The organism is Gordonia sp. NPDC057258 (assembly GCF_042668985.1).
Classification (GTDB): Bacteria; Actinomycetota; Actinomycetes; order Mycobacteriales; family Mycobacteriaceae; genus Gordonia; species Gordonia hongkongensis.
In genome coordinates this window covers 1-1,498 of sequence record NZ_JBHUXZ010000082.1, presented here as the reverse complement: position 1 = coordinate 1,498, position 1,498 = coordinate 1, and the positions used below count along the sequence as shown (strand labels likewise).

Annotated in this window: 1 protein-coding gene; it reads left to right on the top strand. The window is 64.2% G+C overall.

All coding sequences use genetic code 11. The annotated features are described in order from the left end of the window. Window positions 1-289: 289 nt before the first annotated feature. A complete protein-coding gene (locus tag ACFUEJ_RS24165; RefSeq protein WP_101819295.1) occupies window positions 290-1,489 on the top strand; it encodes an IS30 family transposase in 1,200 nt (399 codons plus the stop codon). Window positions 1,490-1,498: the final 9 nt, after the last annotated feature.

The window sequence follows — 1,498 nt, the reverse complement described above, 5'->3', positions numbered from 1 at the left end:
GGCGGATTCAACTGGTCGTCGCAACACCATGATCATGGAGGTGTTTGCGGTGGCTACGGCGGACTGGAGTCGGAGGACCAGCGATGTGGCGGTAGGTGTTCGTCGGCAGTGGCGTGCTGATCGTGCACTTCGGCCGGCGATGCGATCGCCGGGGCGGCCGGAGCCGTCGCGGCAGGTGCAACGTGAGTTTTGGCGGGTGGTCGCGACGGGGGTGAGCACGGCACAGGCATCGATCGCTGTCGGTGTGTCGGTGCCGGTGGGTACACGCTGGTTCCGCCACGCTGGCGGCATGAGGCCGCTGAGTCTGGATGAGCCTTCGGGCCGCTATCTATCCTTCGCCGAACGGGAAGAGATCGCGCTGCTACGCGCCCAGGATCGTGGGGTGCGTGAGATCGCACGGTGGATCGGGCGGAGTCCGGCCACGATCTCGCGTGAGCTACGGCGCAACGCCGCAACCAGGAGCGGGAAGCTCGAGTATCGGGCGTTGGTGGCGCAGTGGAAAGCCCAGCAGGCCGCCAAGCGCCCGAAAACAGCGAAGCTCGTGGCCCACGTCGAGTTGCGGGAGTACGTACAGGACCGCCTGGCCGGCGTTGTCCGCCGTCCCGATGGCACGATCGCTGCGGGCCCCACGCCACCGCCATGGAAGGGGCTTAACAAACCGCACCGGGCCAACCGGCGGTGGTCGCTGGCGTGGAGTCCAGAGCAGATCTCCCAGCGTTTGAAGGTCGACTTCCCCGATGATGAATCCATGCGTATCAGTCACGAGGCGATCTACCAGTCCCTGTTCATCGAGGGCCGCGGCGCGCTCAAACGTGAGCTGGTCGCGTGCCTGCGCACCGGACGTGCACTGAGGGAGCCGCGGGCCCGCTCGCGCAACAAGCCGCAGGGTCACGTCACCTCCGATGTCGTGTTCAGTCAGCGCCCTGCCGAGGCCGAGGACCGTGCCGTCCCCGGGCACTGGGAGGGTGATCTGATTATCGGAACTGGGAGATCGGCGATCGGCACGATCGTTGAACGTCGTAGTCGTGCAACACTTCTGGTGCATCTGCCACGCCAGCAGGGCTGGGGTGAGCAGCCGCCTGTGAAGAACGGGCCCGCACTCGGTGGCTACGGTGCCATCGCGATGAATGCAGGACTGACAGCGTCGATCGCCGCGCTGCCGCAGCAGTTGCGCAAAACGTTGACGTGGGATCGCGGCAAGGAACTGTCCGCTCACGCCCAGTTCGCGATGGACACCGGAACGCAGGTGTTCTTCGCCGATCCGCACTCACCGTGGCAGCGACCATCCAACGAGAACACCAATGGTGTTCTGCGCCAATATTTTCCTAAGGGAACTGATCTGTCGCGGTGGTCAGCTGAGGACCTCGAGGCCATCGCCTACACCCTCAACAACCGTCCTAGAAAAGTCCTTGGATGGAAAACTCCCGCCGAAGTCTTTGGCGAACAACTACACTCGCTACAACAACCCAGTGTTGCATCGACCGATTGAACGCGCCCA

Coding starts and splice junctions, on each gene's coding strand:
- ACFUEJ_RS24165 (WP_101819295.1), top strand. CDS start 290: ATGAGGCCGCTGAGTCTGGATGAGCCTTCGGGCCGCTATCTATCCTTC.